Raw genomic sequence first — 23,043 nt, forward strand, 5'->3', positions numbered from 1 at the left:
CAGGAAATGCAGTCCTGCTCGTAGCCGCTGCCGCCAGGCTGCGATCGAACGCGAAGCGGTCGTGGAGGCTCAAGCGGCAGCGACCGAGTCAAGGTGTTCGCCTATTTGCTGCGTCCAACCTTGTAGATCTGCAGGGCGCGCTGCGCTGAAGCATTGCACAGCTCTTCATCGCCTGCTTTTTGTGCCTGCTTGGCCTGATCGAGCAATTCGCGAAACTCATCGACCTTACCACCGGCAAGGGCCTGGCCGTCGGTCTTGTCGATATTTTCGAGCTGTTTGATGCTGTCATCGCATTCAGTGGCGAAGGCGGAACTGCCCAGTGTCAGTGTGACGATAAACGCTGCCAGGTACTTCATAACGGTTCTCCCGAACGAAATAAAACCAGCCAGACGCGAGTACAGCACGCTCGTGTCAACCTATTGAGCGTAGCTCACCTGTGCGGGTTGCCCGAATCTGCCAGTCTCCCGCAGACAAGTGCCACGAAGAGCCGCTGGGACAACCGTTGAACAGCAAGGATCAGGTATGGCTCAAACCGTCCGTAGTTGAGGAAAGACCGCATAGTGACAGCTGGGCTCGCTGTTTCTTCTGGCGCATTCGGCGTCGGCCTCGGCCCGGGTGGGATAGCTGGGCTTGAGTCGAAGCTTTTCCTGATTGTCATAGAGGTCAAAACCTCCCGTGACAGTAGTTGCGTAGTATCGAGTGCCGTTGCGTACAGAATGCGTCTCAATGGGCACTGCTGGAACGACAACGAATCTTGGCAGCATTTTTTATACCTCCCCAGGTAAGACTTAAGTATTAGTCGCTGTGTTGACAGCCAACAAGGTCGTTAGCGACCAAAACAGTGCCTCACGAGGCCGTTGCGACGCAGATGCCCAGCGCAAGCGATTGTCCGCTCGTCTGTTTCTGATAAGGGTAAAAATGCAAACAATTCTCATTGGCTTTGATGTGGTGTAATCTCGCCGCCTTTCAGGCGGCACCTGGATTGCGTGCCTTCAATCAGCGCAACGTGAGGATGGGGATGGACGATAAACAAGGCGCTGCGGCGATGCTGGAATGGCGGGCCAGGTATCTTGGCGAGCACTCCCTGCAAGAAGCGGAATATGACCAGGCCCTGTTGGCTGCAGAGCGGCTTGAGCACTCAGGCTCGGTGAGTGCCAGTGAATGGGTACAGATGGTTCGACAGGCCAATGCCGCGTTGCTTCGCCAGGAGTGAGCTGTAATCATTGCGCACTTATACAGGCGCGAAAATCTGGAACCTTCGATGCACGACGAACAAGACCTTCACGAACCCGAACACGATCACTTGCTGGATCATGAGTTCTATGACGCCGATCCCGCGCTACAGGACGAAGTCGACCCGATGTATGATCCGGCGGATGAGGAAGAAGACGACGTGGACTGGGACGAAGGCGTCGATACCCTGGACGACTTGTAGTCGCGGGGTTGCCCCGCGATGCAGTGCGTCAGGCAGACTGCTATCGCGGGCGAGCCCGCTCTTAAAAGTGGTGGAACTATCGCCCGTCTACCGAGAATCTGCCGGCACCGGTAACGGCGAGCAGCAGCAAGCCGCCGGTGATGCTCATGTTCTTGAAGAACTGAACGCTGTTGGCGGCACGCGCCGGGTCGACCATGTTCCAGAATGGGTGGCCGATAACGGCGGTACCCACCACGAACAGGGCGAACAGAAACGCCAGTGGGCGGGTATAGAACCCGAGAATCAACAGTATTGCGATGAAGAACTCCATGGCTACTGCCACCCCGGCAGCCACCTGGGGCATGGGCGCGCCCAGGGAGCCGAGGTACTCGACGGTACCGGAAAAGCCGGTCATCTTGCTCCAGCCAGACATCACGAACAGGATCATCAATAGAATCCGCGCAAGCAGGATGATCACGTCACGCTGGTTGTCGAACAGGGTATAGCGCATGGCTGCCTTCCTTTGTGATGGGGCAATTTCACCATAGCAGGTGCGTGCAGCCTTTGCGCCGCAGGCAGGGAAGGGCATGAATCGCAGGCAACAAAAAGGCGCCTTGAAGGCGCCTTTTTCAGAAGATGGTGCGAGTGGCGGGACTCGAACCCGCAAGGCTCACGCCGGCAGATTTTAAGTCTGCTGTGTATACCAATTCCACCACACTCGCACAGGTTTGAAAGCGTCTGGCGACCGGGCGCGCGATTGAATCAAAGCCCTGGGGAAAATGCTTTTCCTCCGCAATCAAGCGTGCTTTATAACTCATCGTTATATTTGAGTCAACCGCACGCCGGCCCCCAGGTGTCGCTTGGGCGGGGCTTATCGACGGATTCGATGTGCAACGTCGCGAAGTTGCTCAACTGAAGCTTGCAGCCCCTGAATCTGCCCCAGCACCTCGGCGGCATCGGTGTGGTGGACCGAGCACTGCAGGTAGCGGGCGTGGCCTCCTAGCTCTCGCGACACACGTTCAAGTTCGCGTGCGGTGCTGTGCAAATCGTCGTGAATGCCTTTCATCCGTGGGTCGGCAGCCAAGTGTTGCGCCCTCATTAATGGTTGATACGAGCAGGGAAGGGCTGACTATAGAGCAATTGACACCGAAATGTCATTCGGCCACTGTACCGCTCATTGGATCCAACATGAGCCAGTCGCGACGTGTCTGCCCCCGAGCTCCCTTCACCTCAGCCACCCAGGTCTCGTGCCCGGTGGTTCTGGCGCTTGCTGTTCGTCAATGCCTGGTTGGCAGCAGCCTTTCTGTTTTTCAGCCTGATCGCATCGGGTGTACTGCTGGTGTTGATGGGCAGTGATCCGGACCTTGCCACCGAGCAGCGGGTATACGCGTTTACCGGTGGGGCACTGATTCTGGCGGGGTGCCTGTACCTTGTGTTCAAGACCCGCCCCAGGCAAACACAGTAGCGACACACCGGAACAATTGCCGGGCCTGAGTCGTTGCAAGCAGCGTATGCTGTCTATTCTTGACTACGTCTGCGATTTGCGTGGAGCTGCCATGGGGCCTTCTGATCGCTCGGATTTACACACCATGCATGCCAGTCGTTATGAGCAACTGGTGCAGGCGGTGGTGGACTACGCCATCTATATGCTTGATGTCGATGGGTATGTAGTGTCCTGGAACGCAGGTGCACAACGGATCAAGGGTTGGCGCGCCGACGAAGTGATCGGCAAGCATTTCTCGCTGTTTTTCACCGAGCAGGATTGTGTCGAAGGCAAGCCGGCCAGGCTCCTGGCGTTGGCCTTGAGTACCGGTGTTGCCCAGGATGAGGGCTGGCGTGTGCGCAAGGACGGCACGCAGTTCTGGGCTTTGGCAGCACTGGATGTGGTCCGTGGGACGGAGGGCGAAATTGTCGGCCTTGCGAAAGTCACCCGCGACATCACCGACCGCCGCGAGGCAGCCCAGCAGCTCGATGCCATGCGTGCGCAGTTGTTCCAGGCGCAAAAGCTTGAAGCCCTCGGCCAATTGACCGGGGGCATGGCCCATGACTTCAACAACCTTCTGACCATCATTCTCGGCTCGGCCCGCCTGGCCCTCAGCAGCCGGGATCCGCAGCGTACCCAGCGTTTGCTCGAGCATATTCTCGATGCCGGTGAGCGGGGCACCCAGATGACCCAGCAGTTGCTGAGTTTTGCCCGGCACAAGGCAATGAACACCGGAAGGGTCGCCTTGCCCCCCTTGATCGATTCGACGCGGATGTTGCTCGGGCAGGCACTGCCCAAAGACATCGAGCTGCATATACGGATCGACGAAGACGTGCAGGATGTCGAAGTCGATGGTAGTCAACTGCAGATGGTCTTGCTCAACCTGATCTTCAATGCCCGCGATGCCGTCGAGCACGACGGGGTGATCGACTTGCGGGCGCGCAACTGCCACTTGCAAGGGGAGGTCGATGACCTGCAGGGCAGCTTTGTGCGCCTGGATGTCAGCGACAATGGCCGAGGCATTGCCCCGCATGTGCTGCCGCGTATTTTTGAACCTTTTTTCACCACCAAGGCCTTTGGCAAGGGAACTGGATTAGGGTTGAGCCAGGTCTATGGTTTTGCCAGGCAAAGCAATGGCGCGGTCACCGTCGTCAGCAGCGCCGACAACGGCACTTGCATGACGCTGTACCTGCCGGCCTACCAACCGGTCACCTCAACGACGAATTGAACAGGTCGCACTATCGTGGAACAGCTCAAACGACTTGCCACCGATATTACTGGGCTCGATGCGCTACTCAAGGGCGGTCTGATCGTCGGCGCCTCCTACATTGTTCAAGGGCGACCGGGGTCGGGCAAGACGATTCTGGCCAACCAACTGGCCTTCAACCATGTCGGCCAGGGTGGGCGAGTACTGGTAGCGACCTTGTTGAGCGAATCCCACGAGCGCTTGTTCCAGTACCTTTCGACCCTGGCCTTTTTCGATCCGGCTCTGATCGGCAATCAGATCCAGTTTGTCAGCGCATTCGACACGCTGGAGAGCGAAGGGTTGGACGAGGTGGTCAAGTTGCTGCGTGGGGAAATCAATCGTCACCAGGCTACGTTGTTGATCGTCGACGGCTTGCTCACCGCCCGCTCCCGGGCTGAAACGCCTCTTGATACCAAGAAATTCATTGCCGAGCTGCAAGGGCATGCGGCGTTCGCGGGCTGCACGGTGCTGTTTCTCACCAGTTCGCGACTGGACGACGGTAGCCCGGAGCACACCATGGTCGATGGTGTGATCGAATTGGGCGAGGAGTTGGTCGGCAACCGCTCGATCCGGCGCATCCAGCTGCGCAAGACGCGAGGCAGCGGGGCGCTGTCAGGTTTGCATGAATGCGAGATCACGGATCACGGCCTGCAGGTCTACCCCAGGCTGGAATCGCTCTACAGCCACCCGAGCAGCTTGGGCAGCGATGTGCTTGGCCGAGTCGGCAGTGGTGTGAAGGTATTCGATGAGCTGTTGGGCGGTGGGTTGCCCGACGCGTCGCTGACCCTGGTGATGGGGCCTTCGGGTATCGGCAAGACGTCCCTGGGTGTGAGTTTCCTGGCCGCGTCCACTGTCGATGCACCCGGCCTGCATTTTGGCTTTTATGAGACGCCCCAGCGTTTGCGCCTCAAGGCCAGCGCCCTTGGCCATGACTTTGCCGGCCTGGAGCGTAGCGGCGCATTGCATATCGTCTGGCAGCCAACTACCGAGGGGTTGCTCGATGATGTCGGTGCGCGTTTGCTGCAGCACGTCCAGGCGCATGGCATTCGTCGTGTGCTGATCGACAGCCTGGGCGCCTTCACCCGACTGGCGACCAATCCTGCGAGGCTGAATGAATTCTTCCGCGCCCTGACCGGCGAACTGCGCGCCCGTGACGTCTGTGTCATGGCCACCTGGGAAATGCGCGATATCTTCGGATCAGAAATCAACGCACCTGCACCAGACCTCTCGAGCATCGTCGACAACCTGCTGCTGATGCGATTTGTCGAGCTGGACTCGGAACTCAAGCGCCTGTTGTCGATTCTCAAGGTGAGGGACAGCTATTACGATCCGGCGCTGTTGGAGCTGATCATCAGCGACCAGGGTATTGATCTGAAAAAAGCCTTCACCCAGGCCACGGCGGTGCTGTCCGGTACCGCGACGCCGGTGCAGGGCGCGTGAGTCTGCAGGCTGCACTGCCATGAGTACGATTCTGGTCGTCGACGACGAGTACTTGATCGCCAATATCCTCGGCTACGCCCTTGAGGATGAAGGCTACGTGGTCGAAACGGCCAGCAATGGGCAGAAGGCACTGGATTTCTTGAAAGAAAAGCGCGTGGAGCTGGTGATCACCGACTACATGATGCCGCAGCTCAATGGCGAAGAGCTGGCAAGAAAGATCCGCGAAGAATTGCAATTGCAGGGCTTGCCGGTCATTTTGATGAGCGGTGCCCAGGCCCATCAGGGGCGAGACAATCCCGACTTGTTCGTAGCTGTGTTCGACAAGCCGTTCGACATCGACAAGATGATTGCCAAGGTCAAGGAGCTGGTCGGCGCACCCGAACCATCATGAGGCCATTGCGGCCTGCTGCCAGGGCTTGCGTGGCAGGGTCAAGCGCATCCGTGCGGCTTGAGTCAGCGAGGGTTACTCGTGATGCTCGTCTCCTTTGTCCGGTGCCGGGCTGCCGGCCTGGATGCGTTTGAAAATCTCCTCGCGGTGCACCTGGACATCTTTGGGTGCATCGATGCCGATCCTCACTTGCATACCTTTGACGCCCAGAATGGTGACTTTGATGTCGTCATTGATGACGATGCTTTCGCCAACCTTGCGGGTGAGTATCAGCATTTATATCTCCTTGGTAACGTAAGTTGCCCCACAGGCCTTGCCTGCAGCGGCCGGAAACACGCGCAACGCGTTCCTCTATTCCTTCATTAAAGACGCTTTCGGCGGATATTAATTCCTCCGAACACAGATTCTGTAGTGAGTCTTTAGTAGCAGGTCCCCAGGGGGCAATTGAGCGCTCCGCAGCAGCGAACGCTGCTCACACCCGCAAGCATAGGGGGGTTGGACGAATATGGGAAATTTCTCTGCATGATATGAGAACTATGGTCAATCGAAGGCAATTTCAAGGGGCAATACCCTGTAGAAACAACAACAGGCGAACTTCCTCGACCTCCAGGCCCTTGCGTTTTCGTGCAGTTGGCAGTTTGGCCAACTCGCCACGGGCAAAACACTCCAGCAAGGCCGGATGAATGTAGCAACGTCGGCACACCGCTGGCGTATTGCCCAGGCGCAGGGCCACGTGCTTGACCGTTTCAACGATTTGCTGGCGAGCCTGTGGCTCCGGTTGCCACTGCAGCGTGCGCAATCGGTTCAGAGCCAGGGTGCTGCCCGCCCAGGTGCGGTAGTCCTTGGCGGTAAAGTCGCTGCCGGTCAGCTGTTGCAAGAAGGCGTTGACGTCGGCCGAGCCGATGCAATGGCGTTGGCCCTGTTCATCCTGGTACTGGAACAGGTCCTGGCCCGGCAAGTCCATGCAACGCTTGACCAGATTGGCCAGGCGGCGGTTGCGCAGGGTCACCTGGTGTTCGATGCCGCTTTTGCCGCGAAAGCAGAAGCGTATGGCGCTGCCCTGGACCTTGACGTGGCGATTGCGCAGGGTGGTCAGGCCAAATGAGTGGTTGTCGCGGGCATATTGGCGGCTGCCCACTCGTATCAGTGTGGTGTCGAGCAGGCTCACGACCAGCGCCAGGACCTTTTCCCGGTCCAACCCGGGGCGTGCCAGGTGGCTGTCCAGCTGGCTGCGCAGCTTGGGCAGCAGGTTGGCGAAGGCCAGCATGCGGCCGTACTTGTGGCTGTCGCGAAAGTCCCGCCACTGCAAGTGATAGCGATATTGCTTGCGGCCGCGTGCATCACGCCCGGTGGCTTGCAGGTGGCCGCACGGGTCGGCACAGATCCACACGTCGGTGTAGGCCGGGGGAATGGCCAGCGCCTTGATGCGCTCCAGGGTGACGGGGTCGTTGATGCGCCGGCCCGCGGCATCGACATAGACAAAGGACCCACGCAGTGTTTTTCGACGCAGGCCCGGCTGGCTGTCATCGACATAGTGCAACTCATCGGGCAGGGGAATGTCGGGCATAGTCCGGGGTCCGATCGCGAGGGCCTGTTCTATGGACCTCGCGATCAGCCCAGCAGTGCCACCGACTTGATCTGCGCCACCAGTTGCTGGCCTGTATGCAAGCCCAGTTGGTCGGCCGAATAGCGCGTGATTCGCGCCAGCAGCACGTTGCCATCGGCCTCCAGGCTCACCAGTACATGGGCGCTGTTATCTGCCGGCTGGTGACCGGTGACCTGCACCGGCAGCCGATTGAGAATGCTCGACTGGCTCTCGTGGGCCAGGCTCAGGCTGACATCACGGGCCTGGATTTTCAGGCGCAACGAGGTGCCGAGGGCCATTGGGTCGTGGGTAAGGCGCAGTTGCAAGGCGCTGCCCGGCAGTTGCAGGCCGAGCAATTGATACCCCGGATCGTAGCTGTTCACCTGGCCCTCAATGATGACTCCGGCGTCGTCACCCCGCGCCAGGGGCAGGTCGAGGCGGGCAAGGGTGGCGGCAATCGGGCCGCTGGCCTGGACTTTGCCGTGCTCCAGCAGCACCAGGTGATCGGCCAGGCGGGCAACTTCATCCTGGGCGTGGCTGACGTAAATCAGCGGGATCTCCAACTCGTCGTGCAAGCGCTCGAGGTAGGGCAGGATTTCGCGCTTGCGCGGCCCATCGAGGGCCGCCAGCGGCTCGTCCATCAATAAAAGCTGCGGGCTGCTGAGCAGCGCTCGGGCAATGCCCACACGCTGGGCTTCGCCGCCGGACAGGGTGGCTGGCTTGCGCTCGAGCAGGTGCTCGATACCCAGCAGCGCGCAGGCCTGGTCCAGGCTGACCTTGCAATCTTTCGCGTCAATGCGTCGCCAGCCGAAGGTCAGGTTGCCCTGTACCGACAGGTGCGGGAACAGGCTGGCCTCCTGGAACACATAGCCGATCGGGCGTAAGTGGGGGGCCAGGAAATGCTTGCGCCGCGAGTCTTGCCATACCTGGCCGTTGACTTCGATGTAGGCCTCGGGCGCGCGTTCCAGGCCGGCCAGGCAGCGCAAGCAGGTGGTCTTGCCGGAGCCGGAGTGGCCAAACAGGGCACTGATGCCGCGCCCAGGCAACTGCAGGTCGACATCCAGTTCAAAATCGTTGCGGGCAACCTTGAGCCGCGCATGAATCGTTGCGCTCATCACTCAACTCCAGGCCGACTTGCCCCGGCGACTGGTGTACAGCGCCAGCAGCACGAGGAACGAGAACACTAGCATGGCACCCGCCAGCCAGTGCGCTTGGGCGTATTCCATGGCTTCGACGTGGTCGAAGATCTGCACCGACACCACGCGAGTCTTGTCGGGGATGTTGCCGCCAATCATCAGCACTACGCCAAATTCGCCCACGGTATGGGCAAAGCCAAGGATGCTGGCAGTGATAAAGCCTGGGCGGGCAAGCGGCAACACCACATGGACAAAGCAGTCCCAGGGCGTGGCACGCAGGGTCGCGGCCACCTCCAGCGGGCGTTCGCCAATGGCGCTGAAGGCGTTCTGCAGTGGTTGCACGACAAAGGGCATCGAGTAGATCACCGAGCCGATTACCAGGCCTGTGAAGCTGAACACCACGGTGCCCAGCCCCATGGCCTGGGTGGCCTGGCCGATCCAGCCGTGCGGGCCGAGGGCCAGCAGCAGGTAGAAGCCGATAACCGTGGGGGGGAGCACTAGGGGCAAAGCCACCACAGCCCCCACCGGCCCACGCAGCCAGGAGCGCGTGCGCGCCAGCCACCAGGCGATGGGGGTGCCGACCAACAGCAGAATCAACGTGGTCAGGCTGGCCAGTTTCAAGGTCAGCCAGATGGCACCCAGGTCGCTGGCATCCAGAGGCATCAGATTTCGTAGCCGTACGACTTGATTACCGCAGCGGCTTTCGGGCCCTTGAGGTAATCCACCAGCGCCTGGGCTGCGGGGTTGTCCTTGCCCTTGTTGAGGATCAGCGCGTCTTGCTTGATCGGTTCATGCAGGGTGGCCGGTACGATCCAGGCCGAGCCCTGGCTGACTTTGCCGTTCTTGAAGATCTGCGACAGGGCGACAAAACCCAGCTCGGCATTGCCGGTGGAGACGAACTGATAGGCCTGGGTAATGTTCTGGCCTTCGACGATCTTGGCCTTGGTGGCGTCGGTCAGCTTGAGCTTGTCCAGTACCTGAGTGGCGGCCAGGCCATAGGGTGCGGCTTTCGGATTGGCGATGGACAAGTGCTTGAACTGGTTTTGCTTCAGGACCTCGCCCTTGGCATCCACGTAACCCTCTTTGGCCGACCACAGGGCCAGGGTGCCCACGGCATAGGTGAAGCGCGAACCCTTGACGCTGTCGCCTTCGCTTTCGAGCTTGGCCGGGGTGCTGTCGTCGGCGGCCAGGAAGACTTCAAACGGCGCGCCGTTCTTGATCTGCGCATAGAACTGCCCGGTGGCGCCGTAGGCGGCTACCAGCTTGTGCCCGGTGTCTTTCTCAAAGTCCTTGGCGATGGCCTGGATGGGCGCGGTGAAGTTGGCGGCGACCGCAACCTGGACTTCATCGGCCCAGGCGCTGTTGATGGTCATGTACGCGGCCAGGGCGGCCAGGGCAAAACGGGGTGCGCACTTACTCATGAAACACAGCTCCACGGGCTGAGGGGTAATCGTTGTATACATGAATATATAGCGATTGTCCGACAAACGGAAAGCTCTGATTTAACGAAGTAACTGAGCGAGGGCTTTTTGCGCAAGGCTGCGGGTCAGTTCACCCGCGGGTAACGCCTGGCCCAGGCGCGCTGCCTGGCCAGACCAGAGGTTGCTGAAGTCGCTGCTGCCAGTGGGCTCGCTGATTGCCCGCAACGGCATCAACGCACCACCTGCCAGCGGAAAGTGCGGCACCAGCACGCTCATCGGCCCCAGTTCGCGCATGATCCGGGTATTGATGCCGCGGGCCGGGCGGCCGGTGAACAGGTTGGTCACGGCGGTGTCGCTGTCCTTGGCGTTCTGCAGTGCCTGGCGATGAGCCGTCGACACCTTGGCTTCCGGGCACAACAGGTAGGCGGTACCCAGCTGCACGGCCGAGGCGCCCAAGGCCAGGGCGGCGACAATGCCGCGATGATCACCGATACCGCCGGCGGCGATCACCGGCACCTTCACGGCGTCCACTATCTGGGGCACCAGCGCCATCGTGCCGACCTGCGTGTTCAGGTCGTTGCTGAGGAACATCCCGCGATGACCGCCGGCTTCGTAGCCCATGGCAATGATCGCATCGCATCCATGCTGCTCCAGCCAGACGGCTTCGTCGACGGTGGTGGCGCTGGACAGCACCCTGGCCCCGGTAGCCTTGACCCGCTCCAGCAGGTCAGCGTCCGGCAGGCCGAAGTGAAAACTGACCACGGCAGGCTTGAACTGCTCGACCAACTGGCACGTGGCGTCATCGAACGGTGCGCGGTTGGACACCGGCGTTGGCGCGTCGAAGTCGGCGCCCAGTTCCTCGTAGTAGGGCTTGAGTGCCTGCTTCCAGGCCGCGTCGCGGGCAGGATCGGGTTGGGGCGGTTGATGGCAGAAGAAGTTGACGTTGAGCGGGCCGGTGCTGGCCTGCCTGAAGGCTTCAAGCTCACTGCGGATCTGCTCAAGGCCCAATGTTGCGCAAGGCAAGGAGCCCAGGCCGCCGGCGTTGCTCACGGCAATTGCCATGGCCGAACCGGTGGAACCGGCCATTGGCGCCTGGATGATCGGCACTTCGATGCCGAACACGTCAAGAAGTCGGGTATCTGGCCAACGGTTCATGCCTGGGCTTCCTTGTGCGGTGTGGCGATTACAGGGCTTTGCTCACCTTGATGTCGGTGATTTTCTTGGCGTCGTCACCGTGCAGTTTTTCCAGCGCGGCCTGGACCTGCTCCGGCGCGTCGCTGCTGAGCAGGGCGAAGTCGAAACGACGCTCGCCGTCGAGCTTGTACTTGATGACGTACTTGATGGTCTGGCTCATGGGCTTATCTCAGCTTCGAGGACGAACGGCGGATGATCTTGATGGTGTGGGTGAAGGTCGGCTTGGTCACGGCCGACAGCGCGCGAGGGCCGACGGTATCGATGGTGATGTTCCAGAATCCGGTGCTGGGCACAGTGATCTTGGCCGGGAAGTCGACGAACGCACCGCCGTGATAGGTGTGGCGCCCGCCATTCTTGAAGCTGCGGAAGTTGGCGTCGTTCATCAGGCGGATATTGCAGCGCTGGGAGCAGTGGATGACGACAATGTCATCCTCGTTGAGGTGCTCGCGCTGGTGTACGAATTTCATGTTGCTCTCCGCAATGGATCTGTCGGCAAACCGAAACGATACCATGATCACCGGTCGGGCTGGCGCCCTTCGTACCGGCCAGCGCGATAAATCTGCCAACGAAGGGAGCAAAATGGACTTGGCGCGGTCAGAGTGTCTTTCCGTGGTGGAGGTGTAGCTTGATGAAGTGGGTTGTAGCAGCGCTGGCAGTGACATTGGGGGGTTGTGCAAGTGTTTCGGAGCTCGAAAACACCCCGGAAACCCTGAGCGTGATCTCCGGCAAAAAGCCTCAGGAGTACGCCGTTTGCGTGCAGCAGGAGCTGGCCGAGACCCGCGGCCCGCTGGAAGTGGAGAAGCACCACGATGGCTTGCGTCTGGTCGTGCCACAGAAGGTCGGCGCCGGTCCCGCAGCGCTGGTCGACATCAACGAACGCGGTGGCGGCAGCAGTATCAAGTTGTATGAACGCTTGAACAATTTCCCCTTGCGCCTGGGCGATGTAAAAACTGCAGCAACGCACTGCATCTCGGGCTGAGTCCGTTCCGCTATTTAATAGCAAGCTAATCGTTTCAGCTGGCGATTTGCCATTTTCTTGCGTCCTACAGCGTTGTCGCTGGCGGCGGATGGGCCTACTATCTGTTGGCTTATGACTAATAAGCCTAAGCTTATAACAAGAAAATGGAGTCCGTGATGATCCCACTGGATCGAATCCTGATGAGCAGCCTGCTGCTGTTCTCAGTCACCACAGCTCATGCCGCAGACGGCCAGAAAATCTTCAGCCAGGGCGGGCAGAACCCCGCCGCAATGGCTTGCCTGGGTTGCCACGGCCCCGATGGCAAGGGCATGGCGGCGGCTGGTTTTCCGCGCCTGGCCGGGTTGCCTGCCGCGTACTTGAGCAAACAGCTGCACGATTTTCGTGACGGCACCCGCAAGAACCCAATCATGGAGCCACTGGCCAAGGCCCTCAGCGATGAGGAAATCCAGGCGGTCACCACCACCTTGGCGGCCATGCCGAGCGACCCGGTGGCCGATACCCGGCGCCGGCAGATGGCCGGCGACGCCACTCAGAAGCTGGCGCTGTATGGCGACTGGAGTCGCAAACTGCCTGGCTGCGTGCAATGTCACGGCCCTGGCGGCGTTGGGGTTGGCGAGCACTTTCCTCCACTGGCGCATCAGCCGGCTGCTTACTTGGTGGCGCAACTCAACGCCTGGCGCGACGGCAGTCGCCGCAACGACCCGAACCAGTTGATGGTCGGTGTTGCCAAGGCGATGAGCGATGAAGAAATCAAAGCGGTTGCCGACTACTTCGCCAACCCAGCAAGCCCGGAGGTCAAGCCATGAAACCATTGATGTTCGGGGCGCTGGCCCTGGCCTTGGGCACTGCCCACGCCGCACCGATAGCCATGGATGATCAGTCGCAGATCACGGTTCCGCCTTCCAGCGGCGCCCCGGGGTTTGCACCGCCTGCCGAGAGTGAACTGCCAGACAACGCCTTCGGCAAAATGGTCCGCCAGGGCCACGCCTTGTTTGTCGATACCCGGAGGATGATGCCCGACAAGGTGGGCAACGGTCTGAACTGCAGCAACTGCCATCTGGACCAGGGGCGCCTGGGCAATTCGGCTCCCTTGTGGGGCGCGTATCCCATGTACCCGGCGTACCGCAAGAAAAACGACAAGGTCAACACCTTCGCCGAGCGTATCCAGGGTTGCTTCCAGTTCAGCATGAACGGCACGCCACCGGCGGCAGACAGCCCGGAGATGACGGCCTTGTCGGTATATGCCTACTGGCTGGCGAGCAAGGCGCCGATCGGTGTGGAAACGCCGGGTCGGGGTTATCCCGAGGTGCCCAAGCCTGCCCTGGGCTATGACTTCAAGCGCGGCGAGCAGGTTTACCAGCAGCAGTGCGCAATCTGTCACGGCGCCAATGGCGAAGGGCAGAAAGTGGCCAAGGACTACGTCATGCCGCCGCTGTGGGGCAAGGACTCGTACAACTGGGGCGCCGGCATGCACCGGATCAACACCGCCGCGTCCTTTATCAAGTACAACATGCCCCTGGGCAAGCCCGGCAGCCTGAGTGACCAGCAGGCCTGGGACGTCGCCGCCTTCATCAACCGCCATGAACGCCCGCAGGACCCGCGCCTGGTGGAAGGCTCGATCGAGAAGACCCGCCTCAAGTACCACGCCAATGACGGGGTCAACCTGTACGGGCAGAAACTTGACGGTGTATTGATCGGCCAGGGCACCGGCAAGTAGCGCCTTGTCACCGGCATGACGCCAAGTCGTCATGCCGGTGCAACACCCCTTCGTTGCAATGACTGCATCCCAGCAAGGAGAGGCGGCCATGCGACTGTGTGTAATCGGAGCGGGTTATGTGGGGCTGGTGACGGCGGCCTGTTTTGCCGAAATGGGTAACCAGGTGGTATGCGTGGAGCGCGACCGGCAACGGCTCGCACGCCTGCAGCGCGGTGAATGCCCGATCCATGAGCCAGGCCTTGACGCGCTGCTCAAGGCGCAATTGGCAAGCGGTCAGTTGAGTTTTACCGAGGCACTGGAAAACGGCGTGGCGCAGGCCGATGTGGCCTTTATCGCTGTCGGAACACCCAGCCAGGAGGATGGCTCGGCTGATCTTGGTCATGTACTGGCCGTGGCCGACGCACTGGGACAACTGCTGGTCCGGCCATGCCTTGTGGTCAACAAGTCGACCGTGCCGGTGGGCACCTGCGAACAGGTGGCCTGGCGTATCCTGCAGGGTCTCAAGGCCCGCGGGCTGAAGGTATCCGTGACGGTGGCGAGCAACCCGGAGTTTCTAAAGGAAGGCAGCGCCATCGACGACTTCATGCGCCCTGACCGGATCGTCCTGGGCTGTGACGACCCGCATGCCACGGCGTTGTTGCAGCGCCTGTACACCCCGTTCGTGCGCAACCATGATCGGGTGCTGCTGATGACCCCAAGGGCGGCCGAGTTCAGCAAGTACGCTGCCAACGCCTTTCTGGCGACGAAAATCTCCTTCATCAATGAGCTGGCCGGACTGTGCGCACGCCTCGATGTAGATATCGAGCAGGTGCGCCGTGGTATCGGCAGTGATACGCGCATCGGCACCCATTTCATCTACGCCGGCTGCGGTTATGGCGGCTCGTGCTTTCCCAAGGATGTACGGGCCTTGATCCATACCGCCCGGGCCGCGGACTATCCCACAGCCATACTCGATGCGGTTCAGGCGCGCAATGCACTGCAGAAAACCCTGCTGTTCCAGGCGCTGGTCCAGCATTTTGGCGGCTTTGTGCAGGGCAGGGTGGTAGGGCTCTGGGGGCTGGCGTTCAAGCCTGGCACCGACGACCTGCGCGAGGCACCGAGCCTGGTGTTGATCGAGGCGCTGCTGGCAGCCGGAGCGCGGGTCCAGGCCACTGATCCTGCGGCCCTGGAAGGTGTGGCGCAGCGTTATCCCGAGGCCGTGGCCAGTGGCCGCCTGCGTTTGTCGGGCAACCCCTACGGGTGCGCCGAAGGCGCCGACGCCCTGGTGTTGGTGACCGAATGGAAGCAATACCGACAACCTGATTGGCCGCGTTTGCGCGGCCTGATGCGTATGCCCGTGGTCTTCGATGGGCGCAATATTTATGATCCGGGGGAACTATCTCCACTAGGATTTCTCTATCATGGCATCGGTCGCCCGGTGGCAGGGCATTGTAAGGTGACTGCTGCCTGATTAGACTGCGCCGAATTTCGTACGCAAAGCCCTTGTTAAGGACGTTTATGATCAAGAAATGCTTGTTCCCGGCAGCCGGTTACGGCACCCGCTTCCTGCCTGCTACCAAAGCCATGCCCAAGGAAATGCTGCCGGTGGTGAACAAGCCACTGATCCAGTACGGCGTTGAAGAAGCGCTGGAAGCTGGATTGAACGAGATTTCCATCGTTACCGGTCGCGGCAAGCGTGCCCTGGAAGACCACTTCGACATCAGCTACGAGCTGGAAAACCAGATCAAGGGCACCGACAAGGAGAAGTACCTGGTCGGTATTCGCCGTCTACTCGACGAGTGCTCGTTCTCCTACACCCGTCAGACCGAAATGAAAGGCCTGGGCCACGCCATCCTCACTGGCCGCCCGCTGATCGGCGACGAGCCGTTCGCGGTCGTGCTGGCTGACGACCTGTGCGTCAACCTCGAAGGTGACGGTGTGCTGCAACAGATGGTCAAGCTGTACAACCAGTTCCGCTGCTCGATCGTTGCCATCCAGGAAGTCGACCCGCAGGAAACCAACAAGTACGGCGTGATCTCCGGCGAGATGATCCGTGACGACATCTATCGTGTGAACAGCATGGTCGAGAAGCCGGCACCTGAAGACGCCCCGTCGAACCTGGCCATTATCGGCCGCTACATCCTGACCCCGGATATCTTCAAGCTGATCGAAGAAACCGAGCCAGGCAAAGGCGGCGAGATCCAGATCACCGATGCCCTGATGAAACAGGCACAGAACGGTTGCGTGATTGCCTACAAGTTCAAAGGCAAGCGTTTTGACTGCGGTGGCGCTGAAGGCTACATCGAGGCGACCAACTTCTGCTTCGAAAACTTCTACAAGACCGGCAAAGCCTACTGATATTTCGGTGTTGTATGAAAAAGCCACCTTCGGGTGGCTTTTTTGTTTGCGGCCCCTGACAGGGGGTATGCTGTCGGCCTGGCAAGGAGACTGAAATGGCCCATGATTTTGATCTGTTCGTAATTGGCGCCGGTTCCGGCGGTGTGCGCGCGGCGCGTTTTGCTGCCGGATTCGGTGCGAAAGTGGCGGTGGCCGAAAGCCGCTACCTGGGTGGTACTTGCGTCAACGTTGGCTGCGTGCCGAAAAAACTGCTGGTGTATGGCGCCCACTTTTCCGATGACTTCGAGCAGGCGGCAGGCTTTGGCTGGACGCTGGAAGATGCCCAGTTCGACTGGGGTCAACTGATCGCCAACAAGAATCGCGAGATCGAGCGGCTCAACGGCATCTACCGCAACTTGCTGGTCAACAGCGGGGTGACCCTGCTCGAAGGACACGCCAGGCTCACCGGCGCCCACGAAGTGGAAGTCGATGGCCAGCGCTACAGCGCCAAGAACATCCTCATCGCCACCGGCGGCTGGCCGCAGATCCCCGACATCCCGGGCAAGGACCTGGCGATCAGCTCCAACGAGGCGTTCTACCTCAAGGAACTGCCCAAGCGCGTGCTGGTCGTGGGCGGCGGCTACATTGCTGTCGAGTTCGCCGGTATCTTCCAGGGGCTCGGCGCCAAGACTTCGCTGCTGTACCGCGGCGACCTGTTCCTGCGCGGCTTCGACGGCGGGGTGCGTACCCACCTCAAGGAAGAGCTGGAAAAGCGCGGCATGGACCTGCAGTTCAACAGCGACATCCAGCGTATCGACCGCCAGGACGACGGCAGCCTCAAGGCCACCCTCAAGGACGGACGCGAGCTGGTAGCCGACTGCGTGTTCTACGCCACGGGCCGTCGGCCGATGCTCGACAACCTGGGCCTGGAAAACACTGGGGTCGAGCTGGACCCGCGTGGCTTCATCCGCGTCGATGACCTTTATCAGACCACCGAACCCTCGATCCTGGCCATTGGCGATGTGATTGGCCGCGTGCAACTGACCCCGGTCGCCCTGGCCGAAGGCATGGCCGTTGCTCGGCGCCTGTTCAAGCCTGAGCAGTACCGCCCGGTGGACTACCAGAACATTCCGACGGCGGTGTTCAGCCAGCCGCCAATTGGCACCGTGGGCCTGACCGAAGAGCAGGCGCTGGAGCAGGGGCACCAGGTGCAGGTCTTCGAGAGCCGCTTCCGGCCAATGAAGTTGACCCTGACCCAGGTGCAGGAAAAGACCTTGATGAAGCTGGTGGTCGATGCCGAAACCGACCGCGTGCTGGGTTGCCACATGGTCGGCCCGGATGCGGGCGAGATCATCCAGGGCCTGGGCATTGCGCTCAAGGCCGGTGCCACCAAGCAGCAGTTCGATGAGACCATCGGGGTACACCCTACGGCGGCGGAGGAGTTCGTTACGCTGCGTACGCCTGCTCGTTGAGGGTAGAGCTATTGCGGGGCAAGCCCGCTCCTAGAACGTAGGAGCGGGCTTGCCCCGCGATGCTTCCATCCATTCCCTTCTATTAATACTCTCCCGTTATAGCCAAAACCAATCAGCAGCATCAGCTTTGCCAATGAGCATTGAGCCGGTGTATTAGCTACGATTCTCCCATCAGATTTTTCAACCCCCTGAAGGAGAGTCACTCATGCCTATCATCAACAGCCAGGTAAAACCGTTCAAAGCCACTGCTTACCACCAGGGCAAGTTCGTCGAAGTGTCTGAAGCCAACCTCAAGGGCAAATGGTCCGTGGTGTTCTTCTACCCAGCCGACTTCACTTTCGTCTGCCCGACCGAGCTGGGCGACCTGGCCGACAACTACGCCGAGTTCAAAGACCTGGGCGTTGAAATCTACGGCGTGTCCACCGACACCCACTTCACCCACAAAGCCTGGCACGACACTTCGGACACCATCGGCAAGATCCAGTACCCGCTGATCGGTGACCCGACCCACGTCATCTCGCGCAACTTCGACGTGCTGATCGAAGAAGCCGGTATCGCTGACCGTGGCACTTTCGTGATCAACCCGGAAGGCCAGATCAAGATCGTCGAACTGAACGACGGTGGTGTCGGCCGTGACGCCAGCGAGCTGCTGCGCAAGATCAAGGCTGCCCAGTACGTTGCTGCCCACCCAGGCGAAGTCTGCCCGGCCAAGTGGAAAGAAGGCGAAGCCACTCTGGCGCCATCGCTGGACCTGGTCGGCAAGATCTAAGACCGTGAGCCAGCCGAGGGCGGTGGTCTGCCGCACCTGACGTTGTCACCGCCCCGCAAAAACGCCCGGGCGCTTTCGCCCGGGCGTTTTACTTTCTACCGTTTGAAAAAGGAATCGCCCGTATGTTGGACGCCACGCTTAAAACTCAGTTGAAAGCCTACCTGGAGCGGGTCACTCAGCCGATCGAGATCGTTGCTTCCCTCGATGACGGCGCGAAATCCCGCGAATTGCGCGACTTGCTGGTAGAAATCGCCGGCCTGTCGAACCTGATTACCCTGCGCGAAGACGGCAGCGACGCCCGTCGTCCTTCGTTTTCGCTCAATCGGCCCGGGGCAGACATCAGCCTGCGCTTTGCCGGCATCCCCATGGGCCACGAATTCACCTCGCTGGTGCTCGCCCTGCTGCAAGTCGGCGGTCATCCGTCCAAGGCCGGCGCGGAAGTCATCGAGCAGATCAGCGCCCTCAAGGGTAAATTCAACTTTGAAACCTACTTCTCGCTGTCGTGCCAGAACTGCCCGGACGTGGTCCAGGCGCTGAACCTGATGGCAGTGCTCAACCCCAACGTGCGTCACGTTGCCATCGACGGTGCGTTGTTCCAGGCCGAAGTCGACTCGCGCAAGGTCATGGCCGTGCCGAGTGTCTACCTCAACGGTGAAGTTTTCGGCCAGGGCCGCATGGGCCTGGAAGAGATACTCGCCAAGCTGGACACCAGCGCAGGTGAACGCCAGGCCGAGAAGATCAACGCCAAGGACGCCTTTGACGTGCTGGTGGTCGGCGGTGGCCCGGCCGGCGCCGCAGCGGCCATTTATGCCGCGCGCAAAGGCATTCGCACCGGTGTTGCCGCGGAGCGCTTCGGCGGCCAGGTGCTCGACACCATGGCCATCGAGAACTTCATCTCGGTGCAGGAAACCGAAGGCCCGAAACTGGCCATGGCGCTGGAAGAGCACGTCAAGCAGTACGACGTCGACATCATGAACCTGCAGCGCGGTGAAGCGCTGATCCCGGCCACGGACGGCGGCCTGCATGAAGTACGCCTGGCCAGTGGCGCCTCGCTCAAGGCCAAGGCCGTCATCCTGGCCACTGGTGCCCGCTGGCGCGAAATGAACGTGCCGGGTGAAAAAGAGTACCGCAGCCGTGGCGTTGCCTACTGCCCGCACTGCGACGGCCCCCTGTTCAAAGGCAAGCGCGTGGCGGTGATCGGTGGCGGAAACTCCGGTGTGGAAGCGGCCATCGACCTGGCCGGTATCGTCGCCCACGTGACCCTGATCGAGTTCGACAGCCAGTTGCGCGCCGACGCCGTGTTGCAACGCAAGCTGCACAGCCTGCCGAACGTCAAGGTCATTACCAGCGCCTTGACCACCGAAGTGCTGGGCGACGGCGAGAAGGTCAACGGCCTGCGCTACAAAGACCGCAATAGCGATGAGCTGCATGACATCGCGCTGGAAGGCATCTTTGTACAGATCGGCTTGCTGCCCAACACTGACTGGCTCAAGGGCACGCTGGAGCTGTCTCCGCGTGGCGAGATCATTGTTGATGCCCGTGGCCAGACCAACCTGCCGGGTGTGTTTGCCGCAGGTGATGTGACCACGGTGCCGTACAAGCAGATCGTGATTGCCGTGGGTGAGGGCGCCAAGGCTTCGCTGGCCGCCTTTGATCACTTGATCCGGACGTCGGCTCCGGCTTGAGGATCCAGAACGCGGGGCAAGTCGAGACGTCGCAGCGCCGCTCCTTCGGGGGCGTGTTTGCCCCGCGGTGCTTTTGCCTGGCGATACTCCCCAGGTGTCACCCCATAGGCCTGCTTGAACTGCCGGTTGAGGTGGCTCTGGTCCGAAAACCCTAACGCAAACGCCACATTGAAGGGCAGGCAATCGTTCTTCAACAGTTCTCGCGCACGGCTCAAGCGACGTTGCTTGAGCCAGGCATGCGGCGGCAAGCCGGTGGCCTGGCGAAACACCCGGGCAAAATGAAACGGCGACAGGCTGACTGCTTCGGCCAGTTCCTGCAGCGAAGGCGGGTAGGCCAGGCGGCTGTCCATCAACTCTTTGGCCCGGGCCACGGCGCACGGCTCATTGCCCGGTGTTCGCGGGCTGACCACGTGGGCGTGACGCTGCAGCAGCAACAACACCGCCTCGCGCCAGGCGGTTTGTTGTTCGAGGGCGCTGGCGCCATGCTCGGCAGAGCTGTGCAGCCAACTGAATGCCTTGGCCAGTTGCGGGTCGTGCAGCACGCTGGCCTGGAAGCCGGGCAGGCCGTCGCGCTTGATTTCCAATTCGTCGAGCACGCCGGTAATGCGCTCGCTGTCGGGATAAAAGCCGCGATAGCGCCAGCCTTGTTCATGGGCCTTGGCCCCGGTGTGCAACTCGTCCGGGTTGATCAGCACCATGCTGCCCACGGGGGCCAGGTGCTCGCTGCCACGGTGCCAGAAGCGCTGGGCACCGGACTCGATAATGGTAATTACATACCCTTCATGCACATGGGGCGCAAAGCGCTGCTGGATGTACCGGGCGTGCAACAGCTCGATATCACCCAGCGCCGGGGCTTGCCAGAAGCGGGTCTGCTCTTGTGCTGCTGCGTTCATGGAGTGCCGTTCAACCACCAGCGAATGACAAAGAAGAAAGCCATGCTCACCAGCATGCTGATCAAGGTGCTGCGGGTCAACAGTACCAGCACTACAGCCACCACCGAACCGAGCAGGTAGGGGTTGGCCAGGCTCAGGTCGAGCTGATGGCCGGGCAGGAAAATGATCGGTCCGCAAATCGCCGTGAGCATGCCCGGTACGGCAAAGCCCAGAAACTGCCGCGCGTTGGAACTCAGGCGCAAAGGCAGGCGTGGTTCGAGAAAGGCATAGCGGTTGAGAAACACCAACAGGCCCATGCCGATAATCAAGGCAAAAATCATGCGCGCACTCCACTGAATTTCTGGCAGATGAAGCCGGCGCTCATGCCCAGCAGGCCTGCGGCCACCAGGCCGGTTTCCCAGTGCCAGAAGCTGAACAGCACCGAGCTGAACAACGACACCGCGACACACACTACAGTGGGCAGGTTGCGCACCAGGGGCGCAATCAGGGCAACGAAGGTGGCGACGATGGAGAAGTCCAGGCCCAACTGGTCCAGGTGCGGAATATTCTGCCCCAGGATGATCCCGACCAGGGTGAACAGGTTCCAGGCAATGTAGAACGTCAGGCCCACCCCCAGGGCATACCAGCGGTTGAACTGCTTCTGGTCGTACTGACTGGTGAGGGCGAAGAACTCATCGGTGAGCAAAAAACCCAGGCCCAGGCGCCAGCGCGTGGGCAGCCCCGACAACACTGGACGCATCGACAGCCCGTAGAGCAGGTGCTGGGACGTCAGCAGCAGGGTGGTCAAGAGGATCGAGAACAGGTTGGCCCCGCCCTTGATCATGCCGATGGCCACCAGCTGGGCCGCGCCGGCAAAGACAATGGCCGACAGCCCCTGGCCTTCCCACGGGGTCAGGTTGGCTTCGATGGCCATCGAGCCGGCCAACAAGCCCCAGGGAGCAACGGCGAGGGATAACGGCAGGATGGCAATGGCGCCCTGAATAAACGCTTGGCGGGCGAAGGGAGGATTGGACATGGAAATCTGCGGCAGCTGAACAAGGATGTACAGCATGCCAGAGCGGCAGGCGGGTGACTTGAACGATCTTGCTGTGCGCGGTCACCCGCGCATGCGGCGGGGTGTCAGTGGTGGCGGCTGAGCAACTGCTGTTGGGCGGCAAAGCAACCGTTGAGGTCCACCGCCTTCTGCCAGTAGACCTGGCGTTGCCCCGGGTAGAGGTTGCCCTGCAAGCGATAGATTTCAGCCTGATAGTCACGCTGGCGCCCCCACTGCATGGCCAGCCCCTGAGGCTGCTGGCGGTTGCACTGCAGGCGTTCGGCCGGCTGCGGGTAGTAGGAAGCGTAGCGGGGGGCCAGGGCGGGGATTTTTTCAAGGTCCCTGGCAAAGGCGCTGCTCTGGCTGTAGTCGGTACACCAGGTCTCGATCCCCAGTGCGGCTGGCGCAAAGCCCTGGGCAAGGCTGTCTTGCAGCAGAGGACAGGCCGCCTCGGGAATCTGGCTGGCGGGGAGGTAGGTCATGTAGTAGAGCGCCAACCGGTAGCGGGCCACGGGATGGTCGCGCTCGACAGCTTTTTTCAGCAGGCTCACCGCCGGCGCAAGGGTGCGCCCCAGCGCCTGGCCTTGCTGGGCCAGGTCCTGGTCGGTGGTGCTGGCCTTGAGACTGAAGCCGCTGCTCTGGGCTTCAGCCTGCTCCAGAAAGGTCAGGGCCTGGCGGTACAAGAGGTCGGCATGCGGGTCGATGGGCGAATCGTCAGCCAGGGCGCAGGCAGGAGCCATCACCAGGATCAGGCCGCGCAGAACCTGCGCGCGTATCACGGTGAGGCCTTTTTGAAGCAGGTGCTGGCGGCTGTGCATGAATAATTGGGTACGGCTGTGAAGTTCAGGGTTCAATCCGACTGTCCATAGTGT

29 protein-coding genes and 1 tRNA gene are annotated in these 23,043 nt (G+C 60.9%); 14 read left to right on the forward strand and 16 right to left on the reverse strand.

Going from position 1 to position 23,043, the window contains the following annotated elements:
* Window positions 1-101 precede the first annotated feature (101 nt).
* Complete coding sequence (locus tag H621_RS0102610) at window positions 102-356, reverse strand: hypothetical protein (protein ID WP_036989325.1); 255 nt, start codon at window positions 354-356, stop codon at window positions 102-104.
* A 171-nt stretch (window positions 357-527) separates the two neighbouring features.
* A complete protein-coding gene (locus tag H621_RS28910; RefSeq protein ID WP_084167912.1) occupies window positions 528-764 on the reverse strand; it encodes a hypothetical protein in 237 nt (78 codons plus the stop codon).
* Window positions 765-1,018: 254 nt separating this feature from the next.
* Between H621_RS28910 and H621_RS0102615 the strand changes: the two genes are divergently transcribed.
* Window positions 1,019-1,213: a hypothetical protein gene (locus H621_RS0102615; protein WP_028941861.1), complete on the forward strand. Its 195-nt coding sequence runs from the start codon at window positions 1,019-1,021 to the stop codon at window positions 1,211-1,213.
* A gap of 48 nt (window positions 1,214-1,261) precedes the next feature.
* Window positions 1,262-1,435 (forward strand): hypothetical protein, encoded by a 174-nt coding sequence (locus tag H621_RS28680; RefSeq protein WP_167332086.1) that lies wholly within the window; start codon window positions 1,262-1,264, stop codon window positions 1,433-1,435.
* A gap of 76 nt (window positions 1,436-1,511) precedes the next feature.
* On the opposite strand, the gene H621_RS0102625 is transcribed toward H621_RS28680, so the two are convergent.
* Window positions 1,512-1,925, reverse strand: a complete 414-nt coding sequence (locus H621_RS0102625; protein WP_028941862.1) for a DoxX family protein — start codon at window positions 1,923-1,925, stop codon at window positions 1,512-1,514.
* Window positions 1,926-2,051: 126 nt separating this feature from the next.
* Window positions 2,052-2,136 (reverse strand) — tRNA-Leu (locus H621_RS0102630).
* Window positions 2,137-2,681: 545 nt separating this feature from the next.
* Here H621_RS0102630 and H621_RS26875 point away from each other — a divergent pair.
* The 4 genes from H621_RS26875 to H621_RS0102655 all read left to right on the forward strand — a co-directional run bounded on the left by H621_RS26875 (window position 2,682) and on the right by H621_RS0102655 (window position 5,974).
* Window positions 2,682-2,879, forward strand: a complete 198-nt coding sequence (locus H621_RS26875; RefSeq protein WP_084167913.1) for a hypothetical protein — start codon at window positions 2,682-2,684, stop codon at window positions 2,877-2,879.
* 91 nt (window positions 2,880-2,970) lie between these two features.
* Window positions 2,971-4,125 (forward strand): two-component system sensor histidine kinase NtrB, encoded by a 1,155-nt coding sequence (locus tag H621_RS0102645; RefSeq protein WP_028941864.1) that lies wholly within the window; start codon window positions 2,971-2,973, stop codon window positions 4,123-4,125.
* Window positions 4,126-4,137: 12 nt separating this feature from the next.
* Complete coding sequence (locus H621_RS0102650; protein WP_028941865.1) at window positions 4,138-5,583, forward strand: ATPase domain-containing protein; 1,446 nt, start codon at window positions 4,138-4,140, stop codon at window positions 5,581-5,583.
* A gap of 19 nt (window positions 5,584-5,602) precedes the next feature.
* Entirely contained in the window at window positions 5,603-5,974 is a 372-nt protein-coding gene (locus H621_RS0102655) for a response regulator (protein WP_028941866.1), read from the forward strand.
* A 72-nt stretch (window positions 5,975-6,046) separates the two neighbouring features.
* Here H621_RS0102655 and csrA read toward each other — a convergent pair whose 3' ends face one another.
* From csrA to H621_RS0102695, 8 genes are all read right to left on the reverse strand, one after another.
* Window positions 6,047-6,247: a carbon storage regulator CsrA gene (gene csrA, locus H621_RS0102660; RefSeq protein WP_028941867.1), complete on the reverse strand. Its 201-nt coding sequence runs from the start codon at window positions 6,245-6,247 to the stop codon at window positions 6,047-6,049.
* Between the two features lie 280 nt (window positions 6,248-6,527).
* A complete protein-coding gene (locus H621_RS0102665; protein WP_028941868.1) occupies window positions 6,528-7,538 on the reverse strand; it encodes a DNA topoisomerase IB in 1,011 nt (336 codons plus the stop codon).
* Between the two features lie 44 nt (window positions 7,539-7,582).
* Window positions 7,583-8,671: a molybdenum ABC transporter ATP-binding protein gene (modC, locus tag H621_RS0102670; RefSeq protein WP_028941869.1), complete on the reverse strand. Its 1,089-nt coding sequence runs from the start codon at window positions 8,669-8,671 to the stop codon at window positions 7,583-7,585.
* A gap of 3 nt (window positions 8,672-8,674) precedes the next feature.
* The gene (modB, locus tag H621_RS0102675) at window positions 8,675-9,355 is read right to left on the reverse strand and encodes a molybdate ABC transporter permease subunit (RefSeq protein ID WP_028941870.1); all 681 of its coding nucleotides are present in this window, start codon (window positions 9,353-9,355) and stop codon (window positions 8,675-8,677) included.
* Window positions 9,355-10,113, reverse strand: coding sequence for a molybdate ABC transporter substrate-binding protein (gene modA, locus H621_RS0102680; protein WP_028941871.1), 759 nt, complete (start codon window positions 10,111-10,113; stop codon window positions 9,355-9,357). Before modA ends, modB begins: the two co-directional genes overlap by 1 nt.
* 81 nt (window positions 10,114-10,194) lie before the next feature.
* Entirely contained in the window at window positions 10,195-11,268 is a 1,074-nt protein-coding gene (locus H621_RS0102685; RefSeq protein ID WP_028941872.1) for an NAD(P)H-dependent flavin oxidoreductase, read from the reverse strand.
* Window positions 11,269-11,296: 28 nt separating this feature from the next.
* Window positions 11,297-11,467 (reverse strand): hypothetical protein, encoded by a 171-nt coding sequence (locus H621_RS28685; RefSeq protein WP_167332087.1) that lies wholly within the window; start codon window positions 11,465-11,467, stop codon window positions 11,297-11,299.
* A 4-nt stretch (window positions 11,468-11,471) separates the two neighbouring features.
* A complete protein-coding gene (locus H621_RS0102695; RefSeq protein ID WP_028941873.1) occupies window positions 11,472-11,774 on the reverse strand; it encodes a DUF1883 domain-containing protein in 303 nt (100 codons plus the stop codon).
* A gap of 161 nt (window positions 11,775-11,935) precedes the next feature.
* Here H621_RS0102695 and H621_RS0102705 point away from each other — a divergent pair, with 161 nt between their 5' ends.
* The 8 genes from H621_RS0102705 to ahpF all read left to right on the forward strand — a co-directional run bounded on the left by H621_RS0102705 (window position 11,936) and on the right by ahpF (window position 20,245).
* Window positions 11,936-12,286: a hypothetical protein gene (locus H621_RS0102705; protein WP_028941874.1), complete on the forward strand. Its 351-nt coding sequence runs from the start codon at window positions 11,936-11,938 to the stop codon at window positions 12,284-12,286.
* 155 nt (window positions 12,287-12,441) lie between these two features.
* Window positions 12,442-13,092 carry a c-type cytochrome gene (locus H621_RS0102710; RefSeq protein WP_028941875.1) on the forward strand — a complete coding sequence of 217 codons (651 nt, stop codon included), beginning with the start codon at window positions 12,442-12,444 and terminating at the stop codon, window positions 13,090-13,092.
* Complete coding sequence (locus H621_RS0102715; protein ID WP_028941876.1) at window positions 13,089-14,003, forward strand: c-type cytochrome; 915 nt, start codon at window positions 13,089-13,091, stop codon at window positions 14,001-14,003. Before H621_RS0102710 ends, H621_RS0102715 begins: the two co-directional genes overlap by 4 nt.
* A gap of 88 nt (window positions 14,004-14,091) precedes the next feature.
* Window positions 14,092-15,453: a UDP-glucose dehydrogenase family protein gene (locus H621_RS0102720; RefSeq protein ID WP_028941877.1), complete on the forward strand. Its 1,362-nt coding sequence runs from the start codon at window positions 14,092-14,094 to the stop codon at window positions 15,451-15,453.
* 47 nt (window positions 15,454-15,500) lie between these two features.
* Window positions 15,501-16,340: a UTP--glucose-1-phosphate uridylyltransferase GalU gene (gene galU, locus H621_RS0102725; protein ID WP_028941878.1), complete on the forward strand. Its 840-nt coding sequence runs from the start codon at window positions 15,501-15,503 to the stop codon at window positions 16,338-16,340.
* Between the two features lie 95 nt (window positions 16,341-16,435).
* Window positions 16,436-17,791 carry a glutathione-disulfide reductase gene (gene gorA / locus H621_RS0102730; protein ID WP_028941879.1) on the forward strand — a complete coding sequence of 452 codons (1,356 nt, stop codon included), beginning with the start codon at window positions 16,436-16,438 and terminating at the stop codon, window positions 17,789-17,791.
* A 205-nt stretch (window positions 17,792-17,996) separates the two neighbouring features.
* Complete coding sequence (gene ahpC, locus H621_RS0102735) at window positions 17,997-18,560, forward strand: alkyl hydroperoxide reductase subunit C (RefSeq protein ID WP_028941880.1); 564 nt, start codon at window positions 17,997-17,999, stop codon at window positions 18,558-18,560.
* Between the two features lie 122 nt (window positions 18,561-18,682).
* Window positions 18,683-20,245, forward strand: coding sequence for an alkyl hydroperoxide reductase subunit F (gene ahpF, locus H621_RS0102740; protein WP_028941881.1), 1,563 nt, complete (start codon window positions 18,683-18,685; stop codon window positions 20,243-20,245).
* On the opposite strand, the gene H621_RS26880 is transcribed toward ahpF, so the two are convergent.
* The 4 genes from H621_RS26880 to H621_RS0102760 all read right to left on the reverse strand — a co-directional run bounded on the left by H621_RS26880 (window position 20,215) and on the right by H621_RS0102760 (window position 22,911).
* Window positions 20,215-21,138: an AraC family transcriptional regulator gene (locus tag H621_RS26880; RefSeq protein WP_245219019.1), complete on the reverse strand. Its 924-nt coding sequence runs from the start codon at window positions 21,136-21,138 to the stop codon at window positions 20,215-20,217. The genes ahpF and H621_RS26880 overlap by 31 nt on opposite strands.
* Window positions 21,135-21,458: an AzlD domain-containing protein gene (locus tag H621_RS0102750; RefSeq protein ID WP_028941882.1), complete on the reverse strand. Its 324-nt coding sequence runs from the start codon at window positions 21,456-21,458 to the stop codon at window positions 21,135-21,137. The genes H621_RS26880 and H621_RS0102750 overlap by 4 nt, the downstream gene beginning before the upstream one ends.
* Window positions 21,455-22,153, reverse strand: a complete 699-nt coding sequence (locus tag H621_RS0102755) for an AzlC family ABC transporter permease (protein ID WP_028941883.1) — start codon at window positions 22,151-22,153, stop codon at window positions 21,455-21,457. Before H621_RS0102755 ends, H621_RS0102750 begins: the two co-directional genes overlap by 4 nt.
* A 104-nt stretch (window positions 22,154-22,257) precedes the next feature.
* A complete protein-coding gene (locus H621_RS0102760; RefSeq protein ID WP_051270448.1) occupies window positions 22,258-22,911 on the reverse strand; it encodes a hypothetical protein in 654 nt (217 codons plus the stop codon).
* Between the last annotated feature and the right edge of the window lie 132 nt (window positions 22,912-23,043).

The organism is Pseudomonas vranovensis DSM 16006 (assembly GCF_000425805.1).
Classification (GTDB): Bacteria; Pseudomonadota; Gammaproteobacteria; order Pseudomonadales; family Pseudomonadaceae; genus Aquipseudomonas; species Aquipseudomonas vranovensis.

What these genes read in the sequence shown, in the direction of transcription:
- H621_RS0102610 (WP_036989325.1), bottom strand. Translation starts at nt 356, where the DNA reads ATGAAGTACCTGGCAGCGTTTATCGTCACACTGACACTGGGCAGTTCC.
- H621_RS28910 (WP_084167912.1), bottom strand. Translation starts at nt 764, where the DNA reads ATGCTGCCAAGATTCGTTGTCGTTCCAGCAGTGCCCATTGAGACGCAT.
- H621_RS0102615 (WP_028941861.1), top strand. Translation starts at nt 1,019, where the DNA reads ATGGACGATAAACAAGGCGCTGCGGCGATGCTGGAATGGCGGGCCAGG.
- H621_RS28680 (WP_167332086.1), top strand. Translation starts at nt 1,262, where the DNA reads ATGCACGACGAACAAGACCTTCACGAACCCGAACACGATCACTTGCTG.
- H621_RS0102625 (WP_028941862.1), bottom strand. Translation starts at nt 1,925, where the DNA reads ATGCGCTATACCCTGTTCGACAACCAGCGTGACGTGATCATCCTGCTT.
- H621_RS0102645 (WP_028941864.1), top strand. Translation starts at nt 2,971, where the DNA reads ATGGGGCCTTCTGATCGCTCGGATTTACACACCATGCATGCCAGTCGT.
- H621_RS0102655 (WP_028941866.1), top strand. Translation starts at nt 5,603, where the DNA reads ATGAGTACGATTCTGGTCGTCGACGACGAGTACTTGATCGCCAATATC.
- csrA (WP_028941867.1), bottom strand. Translation starts at nt 6,247, where the DNA reads ATGCTGATACTCACCCGCAAGGTTGGCGAAAGCATCGTCATCAATGAC.
- H621_RS0102665 (WP_028941868.1), bottom strand. Translation starts at nt 7,538, where the DNA reads ATGCCCGACATTCCCCTGCCCGATGAGTTGCACTATGTCGATGACAGC.
- modC (WP_028941869.1), bottom strand. Translation starts at nt 8,671, where the DNA reads ATGAGCGCAACGATTCATGCGCGGCTCAAGGTTGCCCGCAACGATTTT.
- modB (WP_028941870.1), bottom strand. Translation starts at nt 9,355, where the DNA reads ATGCCTCTGGATGCCAGCGACCTGGGTGCCATCTGGCTGACCTTGAAA.
- modA (WP_028941871.1), bottom strand. Translation starts at nt 10,113, where the DNA reads ATGAGTAAGTGCGCACCCCGTTTTGCCCTGGCCGCCCTGGCCGCGTAC.
- H621_RS0102685 (WP_028941872.1), bottom strand. Translation starts at nt 11,268, where the DNA reads ATGAACCGTTGGCCAGATACCCGACTTCTTGACGTGTTCGGCATCGAA.
- H621_RS28685 (WP_167332087.1), bottom strand. Translation starts at nt 11,467, where the DNA reads ATGAGCCAGACCATCAAGTACGTCATCAAGTACAAGCTCGACGGCGAG.
- H621_RS0102695 (WP_028941873.1), bottom strand. Translation starts at nt 11,774, where the DNA reads ATGAAATTCGTACACCAGCGCGAGCACCTCAACGAGGATGACATTGTC.
- H621_RS0102705 (WP_028941874.1), top strand. Translation starts at nt 11,936, where the DNA reads ATGAAGTGGGTTGTAGCAGCGCTGGCAGTGACATTGGGGGGTTGTGCA.
- H621_RS0102710 (WP_028941875.1), top strand. Translation starts at nt 12,442, where the DNA reads ATGATCCCACTGGATCGAATCCTGATGAGCAGCCTGCTGCTGTTCTCA.
- H621_RS0102715 (WP_028941876.1), top strand. Translation starts at nt 13,089, where the DNA reads ATGAAACCATTGATGTTCGGGGCGCTGGCCCTGGCCTTGGGCACTGCC.
- H621_RS0102720 (WP_028941877.1), top strand. Translation starts at nt 14,092, where the DNA reads ATGCGACTGTGTGTAATCGGAGCGGGTTATGTGGGGCTGGTGACGGCG.
- galU (WP_028941878.1), top strand. Translation starts at nt 15,501, where the DNA reads ATGATCAAGAAATGCTTGTTCCCGGCAGCCGGTTACGGCACCCGCTTC.
- gorA (WP_028941879.1), top strand. Translation starts at nt 16,436, where the DNA reads ATGGCCCATGATTTTGATCTGTTCGTAATTGGCGCCGGTTCCGGCGGT.
- ahpC (WP_028941880.1), top strand. Translation starts at nt 17,997, where the DNA reads ATGCCTATCATCAACAGCCAGGTAAAACCGTTCAAAGCCACTGCTTAC.
- ahpF (WP_028941881.1), top strand. Translation starts at nt 18,683, where the DNA reads ATGTTGGACGCCACGCTTAAAACTCAGTTGAAAGCCTACCTGGAGCGG.
- H621_RS26880 (WP_245219019.1), bottom strand. Translation starts at nt 21,138, where the DNA reads ATGAACGCAGCAGCACAAGAGCAGACCCGCTTCTGGCAAGCCCCGGCG.
- H621_RS0102750 (WP_028941882.1), bottom strand. Translation starts at nt 21,458, where the DNA reads ATGATTTTTGCCTTGATTATCGGCATGGGCCTGTTGGTGTTTCTCAAC.
- H621_RS0102755 (WP_028941883.1), bottom strand. Translation starts at nt 22,153, where the DNA reads ATGTCCAATCCTCCCTTCGCCCGCCAAGCGTTTATTCAGGGCGCCATT.
- H621_RS0102760 (WP_051270448.1), bottom strand. Translation starts at nt 22,911, where the DNA reads ATGGCTCCTGCCTGCGCCCTGGCTGACGATTCGCCCATCGACCCGCAT.